We start from the raw sequence: 9,119 nt of genomic DNA on the forward strand, positions 1-9,119 counted from the left end.
CAACTATAAGTTTTATACATCAACTTGCTTGTAAAATGCTATAAAAAATAAATAGTGTGTGCTACTTCATAAAATTATTTAATTACAATACTTTTTTAAGATATTTGACACTTGAATGAAGTCCCATAACTTTATTCGGCGAATACCAAGTTTAACCAAATTAAAAATTCATTAAAGAAGTAATCTATGAAAGAAAAGCTACCCGAAACCCTTCTCCGGGTTTTATTTTCAGTGTTGTTTCTTCTGGTGACTGCTTTTTCTGCATTTGCGCAGGAAAGAACCATCACCGGTAAGATTTTGGATGAAAAAGACCAGGGCTTGCCTGGGGCTTCCGTGACCATCAGAGGAACTACAAAAGGAGCTAATGCGGATGTGGATGGAAATTTTACGCTGGCAGGTGTCAAAGATTCTGACGTGATCGTGATCAGCTCGATCGGGTACGTGCGCCAGGAAATTACCGTCGGTTCGCAATCTTCAATCAGTGCAAAATTGCAGCCCGATGTAGCGAACCTGGAAGAAGTTGTGGTGACCGCTCTGGGGATTTCGAAAGATAAAAAAGGGCTCGCCTATGCTGTGTCAGAAGTGAAAGGCAGCGATTTTACGCAAGCGCGTGAAGTGAACCTCGGTAATGCATTATCCGGCAAGATCGCAGGTGTGAATGCAACCAGCACTGCAACCGGTCCTGGTGGGTCAAGTCGCGTTCTGATTCGTGGTAACGGGTCTCTGAGCGGTGGAAACCAGCCACTTTATGTAATCAATGGTGTGCCTATCGACAACACGAACGTAGGTAGCGCAGGTATGTGGGGTGGATTTGATACCGGTGACGGTTTGAACAGTATCAACCCTGATGATATCGAATCCATGACAGTATTGAAAGGTGGTACTGCTGCTGCATTGTATGGTTCGCGTGCAGGTAACGGGGTTATTTTAATTACGACCAAAACAGGTAAGGGAAGCAAGGGGATCGGCGTGGAATACAATGGGACCTATACTTTCGAGAAAGTCCGTAACCTTACCGACTGGCAATATGAATATGGATCCGGAACACAGGGAACAAAGCCTACCAGCAGGGACGAAGCGCTGGCCAACGGTGCTGTATCCTGGGGAGCAAAACTGGACGGTTCTCCGGTGATTCAGTTTGACGGTGTAGCCCGTCCGTATAGTGCACAACGGAACAACATTGAGAACTTCTACCGCACAGGAAGTACATTCTCAAACACGGTTGCAATTTCAGGAGGTGACGAGAAAGTTAACTTCCGCTTTTCTGCTTCCAATGCAGACTCGAAAGGTGTTGTTCCAAATGCATCTTTCAACCGGAAATCCTTCAACCTGAGCGTAAACGGCAATCTGGCCAAAAAGCTTATTTTCGAAAGTGTTGCGCAATACAACATTGAAGAAGGCCGCAACAGGAGCTTCCTTTCCGATACCCCTAAAAACCCGAATTTCGCTGCATATATGATAGCGAACAGCGTGGATATCAGAAACCTGGCCCCGGGAGTAGATGCAAGGAATTATGAACTGCTTTGGAATTCCAACACTTACGCGCAGAACCCATATTTCGCAACGGATTATGTGAAAAACAGCGACGACCGCAAAAGGTTCATCGGCTCTTTCAGCCTGCGTTATAACCTGGCTGACTGGCTGTACGTACGCGGCCGTTTGGGAACAGACTTGAACACAATCGATCTGGAAAGCATTGAGCCAACCGGTATTGCTTATTCTACGCCAGGTTCAATGGGATTGAATACCCGCAAGATCAACGAGACTAACGGAGAGCTTTTGCTAGGTTTCAACAAAGAACTCGGTGATTTCAGCATCAATGCGCTCGTGGGAGGAAACCAGATGTACCGCGTCAACCAGAATATGTATATCGGAGGCAGCCAGTTTGTGATTCCATTTAATTACTTCCTTGCCAACTTGTCGGGCAGCGACCGTAATATTGAATACAAACCTTTGAAGATCAATTCCATCTTCGCGTCGGCGGATCTGAGCTGGAGAAATATTCTGTTCTTTACATTCACGGGCCGCGAGGACTGGTTCTCAACGCTTGCGAAGGCTAACAACCATATTTTTTATCCTTCTGTCGGTCTAAGCTACATTCTTTCGGATGCGATTTCTGCGAAGCCAAACTGGCTGACTTATGCAAAAGTACGCGGATCGTGGGCGCAGGTAGGAGGTGGATATCCTGATCCTTACGCGTTGAACCTTACCTACACATTGCAGGGCAATCCGTACTCAAGTTATCCTTTGATGAACATCGGGACCAGCACAATCCCGAACCAGAACCTGAAACCAAATACTTCCACTACAACGGAATTTGGTATCGAAACAAAGTTGTTTCAGAACAGGATCGGTCTTGACCTGACTTACTACGACCGCGTTACAACAAACGATCCCGTGAAAGCTTCTACTTCAAGCGCGAGCGGATATAACGATGTGTTGCTGAACGTAGGTAAGGTGCAGAATAAAGGTGTAGAGGTCCTTTTGAGCGGAACTCCTTTCAGTTCAAACGCCGGACTTACCTGGAATGCAAGCTTTAATATGGCCTACAATGTGAACACTGTTGTAAGAATCGCTGACGGACTTCCAACATTGTCGCTGGACGAGTCACGTACACGTAATGCTTACATCTACCACTTCGAAGGCGAACCTTACGGTATGATCGCCGGTTCGAGAATGAAGCGCGATGCAAGCGGTAATGTAGTTTATAATAAGGCGACTGGCATTCCTGTACAAGGCGATTTCGAAATGCTGGCGCGCGGGGTTCCTCCGTTGACAATGGGTTTAACCAATACGTTGAGCTACAAAGGCGCTTCATTCAGTTTCCTTATTGATGGAAAGTTTGGCGGCTACATTTACTCTGCTACCAATGCATTTGCGATGTCAAGAGGTTTGCTGAAAGAAACTGCGGAAAATGGCGTGCGTGAAACTGGTGTAACTGTAAATGGTGTGGACGAGCAGGGTGAGACTTTTACCAAGACGATTAGCGCTCAGGATTACTATTCCGGCATTGCAACTACCATTACCGATCAGTCGATTTTCAGCTCAGACTTCCTGAAACTGCGCCAGCTGACTTTGGGTTACAGCATTCCCAAGAGTGTATTTGGTAAAATGCCGATCCAGTCGGTTAGTCTTTCCTTTGTTGCAAGAAACTTGTTTATCCTTTACAAGAAGGTCCCGAATGTTGATCCCGAATCCACTTACAACAGCGGAAACGGTCAGGGGCTTGAAATGTTTGGTGTCCCTCCAACCCGCAGCTACGGTTTGAACCTGATGGTTAAATTCTAAAATTGATTTCTGAGATGATTAAATATATCAATAAAACAAAACTGGCGCTCATAGGAGGCATCCTCACCGCCGGTCTGGTCACTACATCCTGCGATAAAGGATTTGTGGAACTGAATACCAATCCGAATGCGGTGACGGATCCGATCCTGGAAAACCTTTTTACCTATAATGTGGTAAAAACAGCGGGTACAGGTTACGAAAACCACCGCGGCAACCTGATTTATGCAGGTGCGATGATCCAGCATTTCGCCTCGTTGAACACTTATTGGTCCGGGGATAAGTACCTGTCCAATGTAGAGTACTACAGTGCGTACTTCGAAACTGCTTATACCAACCAGGTAAAGGAAATAGAGCAGATTATCGCGCTGACCAAAGACAATCCTGAGCTTAGTAACAAGTATAATATCGCACGTATCTGGCGTGCATTCATTTACCATCGCATTACCGACCTGTACGGAGATATTCCATATTCAGAAGCCGGACAGGGTTTTCTTGGAACTATATTGTCGCCTAAATACGATACCCAGCAATCGATTTATGCCGATATGCTGAAAGAACTGGAAGAAGCTTCTGCCGGACTTGACGCTTCAAAAGCAACCTATGGCCCGGCGGATCCTTTGTTTGGCGGTGATGTTGCAAAATGGAAAAAGTTTGGATATTCCATGATGCTGCGATTAGGAATGCGTCTTACGAAGGCCGATGCGGCAAATGCCCAGAACTATGTGAAAAAGGCAATTGCAGGAGGAGTAATGACCAGCAACAGCGATATTGCGAGACTGCTGCATTACGATACTGGAAACGATAACAACCGTAACCTGGATGCAAACACCCTTAAAACGCAGGAGTACGACGCGGCAAACCTGAAAGGAAAAGCAAACAGCAAGCTAAGCCAGACCTTTGTTGATTTTCTCAAAAGCAACAATGATCCGCGCCTGCCTTACATCGCAACTTTGTGGGAAGGCAATGCCGACAGAAATGCGCTGCCAACTGCTTCTGCTCCAGCTGTTCAGAAAGGTCTTCCAAACGGATACGACCCGACTACCATTAAAACGCTGATCCCGTCCTGGAATGACAATTCACTTGCCACCTACTCGGAGGCTAACCTGAACTACGTTGCGAACAATGCAGCTCCGACAGTATTTCAGTCTTATGCAGAAGTAGAGTACCTGCTTGCCGAGGCTGCATTGCGCGGCTGGGGTGATGGAGATGCGGCTGGTCACTATAACAAGGGTGTAACTGCTGCAATGAGCATGTTCTCCATTTATGGCGCGAATATCCCGGCAACTGCTATCACTGCTTACCTCGCCGCTCACCCGTTTGTAACAACCGGTATGGCCGCGCAAATGGAGCAGATACATACGCAGTACTGGGCGGTGAATTTCCTGAACTCGTACGAGGCTTATGCCGACTGGAGAAGAACGGGATATCCTACATTGAAGCCAACCAACTATCCGGGAAATGCAACCGGCGGGGTAATTCCACGCAGGCTCAGATACCCTGCTTCTGAAACGTCCAAAAATGCTGACAATTACCGTGCAGCTGTGGCGATCCAGGGGCCGGATGATTTCTTAACCAAAGTATGGTGGGATAAATAAAATGAAAGGGGTAAGGAATGTAAATATCTTACCCCTTTAAAATAAAATAGCCTGGCTAAGTTTTAACTTCAACCAAAAGTTGAAGTTTTTTAATTTTAAGTAAATCTCCTCATCCTGAAACGGGTACCCGTGTTTCAAATGAATAGCAAGAGCTGGTGTTTATCTCTTCTTTTTACATGGCTTTTTGCCTCTCCTTTGCTGTTAAGAGGCCAGCAGCCCCTGTTTAAGCTCCTTCCCGCCAAGACCACCGGCATTGACTTTACCAATCCGATCAACGAGGACGAAAGCAGCAATGTGATGTCCTACGAATACTTCTATAATGGCGGCGGCGTGGCTGTAGGCGATATCAACAACGATGGTTTTGACGATCTTTTCTTTACCTCCAATGCGGGGCCGAATAAACTATACCTTAATCTCGGGGGTAAAGGACAGCTGATGAAGTTCAGGGATATTACAAGTGCTGCGGGGAAAGGATTGGAGGGACGCAAGGGTGGCTGGAAAACGGGCGTGACCATGGCGGATGTGAATGGCGACGGGTTGCTCGATATCCACGTGTGCTACTCGGGGAAAGTGTCTGATGAATTGCGTAAAAACCAGCTTTTTATCAACCAGGGAAATCTCAAATTTCTCGAACAGGCAAAGGAATACGGACTGGATAATGTGAGTTACAGCACGCAGGCCGCTTTTTTTGACTATGACAACGACGGCGATCTGGATATGATGCTGCTTAATCACAGTGTCAAAAAGATCGATAATATGGAGCTGGCGCGCGCCAGGCAGGAAACCGACGCGCTGGCTGGCAACAAGCTGTTTGAGAACCAGAACAATAAATTTACAGAAGTCACCCAAAAAGCAGGCATTCACCAGTACCCGCTCACATTCGGGCTGGGTATGGCCATTTCGGATATGAACCAGGATGGCTGGCCGGACATTTACGTGACAAACGATTATAACGAGCAGGATTACCTTTACATCAACAACAAAAACGGTACGTTCGAAGACGTTACCAAGCAATATTTCAGGCATATCGCCCAGTTTTCAATGGGCATTGATATCGCCGATTTCAATAATGACGGACTGCCGGATATTATGTCGCTTGACATGCTGCCCGAAGACAACCAGCGGCAGAAGTTGCTTCAATTACAGGAAAACTACGAGTCGTTTGAATTGATGACCAACCAGAACCTGCACAAGCAGTACATGCGGAATATGCTGCAGCTGAACAATGGGAATGGTACATTCAGCGAAATAGCCCAGTTTGCGGGCGTTTCTAACACGGATTGGAGCTGGAGTCCGCTGCTGGCTGATTTTGATAATGATGGTTTTAAAGATCTTTTTGTTTCAAATGGCTATTTCAGGGACTATACCAATAAGGATTTCCTGAGGTACTGGGGCGATTACAAGATCAAGCGGGCTGTGGAAAAGGAGCCGTTTTACCTGATGGACCTTGTTAAGGCAATGCCTTCCACCAAGCTCGCCAACTACATTTTCCGGAATAACCGCGATCTTACCTTCACTAAAATGCAGGACAAATGGGGGCTGGATCAGCCTTCAATTTCAAGCGGGGCAGTGTACGCAGATCTGGATAATGACGGTGACCTCGACCTGGTTGTCAACAACATCAACGAGCCTGCATTCGTGTACCAGAACATGGGCAGCGAATCGAAAGAAATGCATTGGCTGCAAATCAAAGTGAAGCAGGCGGGTGGCAACACGGCGGGTACCGGCTCGCGGGTTTACGTGTATACTCCTGCGGGAATGCAGTATCAGGAGATCAATCAAAACAGGGGCTATTTGTCAAGCCTGCCGCAACGGCTGCATTTCGGGTTGGGTAAAGAGGCTGCTGCTGATTCGGTCAAGGTCATTTTTCCAGACGGTTCTTTTAAAATGTTGCGTGCGGTTAAAGGCGATCAGCTGCTGGTGGTGGAGCCTGAGAAAGGATTGAAGAAGGAATTACCGGCGGCAGAAATTGCGTCTGTATTTCAAAATGCAGGCGACCTGATCACGCATGTTCATGAGGGTTTTAATGAAAATGATTTTAAAAGGCAGCCCCTCATGCTGACTATGTATTCTCAAACCGGGCCAGTGATAGCGAAGGGTGATGTGAACAAAGACGGTTTTGAAGATATCTTCATCAGTGGCGACCAGAACAAGCAGGCTAAAATCCATTTGCAAAAAACCAACGGTACTTTCGTGCGCTTGCCAGGCTTTTCAATTGGCGACGAGAATGTATCTGCTACTTCCGCAGCGGCGTTCTTTGATGCAAATGGTGACGGATACGATGATTTGTACGTGGCAAAAGGCGGCTATTCTATGTTCGAGCCGAACACTTTTTCGTTGCAGGACGAGATTTACATGAGCGACGGGAAAGGCCAGCTGAGCTTGTCGGTACTATCGCTCCCCAATATGAAAGCGAGCAGCAAATCCTGCGTGCGTCCGTTTGATTTTGATAAAGATGGCGATCTCGACCTGTTTGTAGGCGGCCGCGTAATCCCCGGCAGGTACCCCGAGGCGCCTGTTTCATTTTTGTTGTTGAACGACGGTAAGGGAAATTTTACAATTAAAGAGTCGCCATTTTCCAAAATAGGAATGGTAACTGATGCACAATGGGCCGACCTGAATGGGGACGGGAATGTGGAGCTCGTTATCTGCGGTGAAATGATGCCATTGAAAATATTCTCTTACAATGGGAAGGATTTTGAAGATCAAACGACGAATTATCTGGGCGAAGAAATCAGCGGATTCTGGTCTGCTTTAAAGCTGGAAGATTTAAATGGGGATGGAAGACCGGACATTATCGCCGGAAATATGGGACTGAACTCGCAGATCAAAGCCAGCAAGAAAGAGCCAGCGGAACTGTATTTTGCAGATTTTGACAAAAACGGTTCCATTGATCCATTCTTTAATTTTTACGTACAAGGTAAATCATACCCGTTTGTCAGTCGCGATGAGCTGAATGACCAGATTTATCCAATGCGCAAGAAATTTCCTTTTTACCGCGATTATGCAAATGCATCGATCCACGAAGTTTTCCCGAAAGAAGATCTTGAAAAGTCCACCAGGCTGGAAGTGAACGAAACGAGGAGTCTTTGCTTCCTGAGCACAAACGGGAAGTTTGAAAAAGCAGTCCTGCCGGTGCAGGTGCAGTTTGCACCGGTATGTTCCATTCTGGTGGAAGACTATAACGGGGACGGAAAAAAGGACATTTTACTGCTGGGTAACAAGACAGATAACCGCCTCAAAATAGGTAGTATGGATGCAAATTTCGGCTGTTTGCTCACTGGAAATGGTCAAGGTGCATTCAGCTACGTTAGTCAGCCCGTTTCGGGATTGTCTGTGCGGGGTGATGTGAAAACCGCATTCAATATCCGGATCAACAAGCAGCCTTTTGTAACGATAGGCGCTTTCAATGAAACACTCCAGTTTTACAGGTACAACAACAAATAATGCGCAGGTACTTATTGATTTTGCTTCTTCTGAGTCAGGTTGTTTTTGCAGGGAAAGGCAAAGATGATCTGCGCATGCATTTGCAGCCGGCTGTTTTTTCGGTTACCATGGTGATGATCCACGACGTGGTAAACCCGCCCGCCGCCAGCCGCTTTTACACTTATTGCTTAATGGGAGCCTACGAGATAGCGGCCCGCAACAACAAGCAAATCGTTCCTCCTGCCCGGTTTGTCAAAGGTTTAGAGCCCGTTACGGTGGCAGATCATGGATATAACTACCAGATCGCGGCCTTGTACTGCATTCTTGAAACAGGGCGGTTGATCATTCCGTCGGGCTATATGCTTGAAGAGGACCAGAAGAAGCTGATGATCAGTTTACTGCGGGAAGGTTATTCACAAAAGGAGATTGATGGTGCGATCTTGGTTGCGCAGGATGTTGCTAAACAAGTGGCTGCAGGTGCGGCAAAAGACGGGTATCTTCGATTGAGCACCAGGGTGCGCTACCGGCCAAAGAAAGGCGAAGCTTACTGGTACCCGACGCCGCCGGGCTACATAGAGGGTGTGGAGCCGCATTGGAAAACCATCCGGACTATGATCATTGATTCGAGCGGGCAATTTGTGCCAAAACCGCCGGTGGAGTTTAGCAAGGATAGCACCAGTGCTTTTTTCAAACTGACTAAGGAGGTTTACCTCGCAGGAAAGAATTTGAAGGAGGAAGAACGTTTTATCGCCTCTTATTGGGACTGTAACCCATTTGCGATCAACACTTCCGGCCACATGTCCATTGGAT

At 46.9% G+C, this 9,119-nt stretch carries 3 protein-coding genes and 1 pseudogene; all 4 read left to right on the top strand.

What is annotated here, in order from left to right; all coding sequences use genetic code 11:
- Positions 1–186: 186 nt before the first annotated feature.
- Positions 187–3,288 (top strand): SusC/RagA family TonB-linked outer membrane protein, encoded by a 3,102-nt coding sequence (locus ACTIE6_RS10190; protein WP_439556538.1) that lies wholly within the window; start codon positions 187–189, stop codon positions 3,286–3,288.
- Between the two features lie 14 nt (positions 3,289–3,302).
- A complete protein-coding gene (locus ACTIE6_RS10195; protein ID WP_439556539.1) occupies positions 3,303–4,883 on the top strand; it encodes a SusD/RagB family nutrient-binding outer membrane lipoprotein in 1,581 nt (526 codons plus the stop codon).
- A 138-nt stretch (positions 4,884–5,021) separates the two neighbouring features.
- Positions 5,022–8,330 (top strand): VCBS repeat-containing protein, encoded by a 3,309-nt coding sequence (locus ACTIE6_RS10200; protein ID WP_439556540.1) that lies wholly within the window; start codon positions 5,022–5,024, stop codon positions 8,328–8,330.
- Positions 8,330–9,119, top strand: a pseudogene (locus ACTIE6_RS10205) (haloperoxidase); the annotation flags it as partial. The gene ACTIE6_RS10200 and the pseudogene ACTIE6_RS10205, both read left to right, overlap by 1 nt.

This window comes from Dyadobacter sp. (genome assembly GCF_051859145.1).
In the GTDB taxonomy this organism is placed as follows: Bacteria; Bacteroidota; Bacteroidia; order Cytophagales; family Spirosomataceae; genus Dyadobacter.

Coding starts and splice junctions, on each gene's coding strand:
- ACTIE6_RS10190 (WP_439556538.1), top strand. CDS start 187: ATGAAAGAAAAGCTACCCGAAACCCTTCTCCGGGTTTTATTTTCAGTG.
- ACTIE6_RS10200 (WP_439556540.1), top strand. CDS start 5,022: ATGAATAGCAAGAGCTGGTGTTTATCTCTTCTTTTTACATGGCTTTTT.
- ACTIE6_RS10195 (WP_439556539.1), top strand. CDS start 3,303: ATGATTAAATATATCAATAAAACAAAACTGGCGCTCATAGGAGGCATC.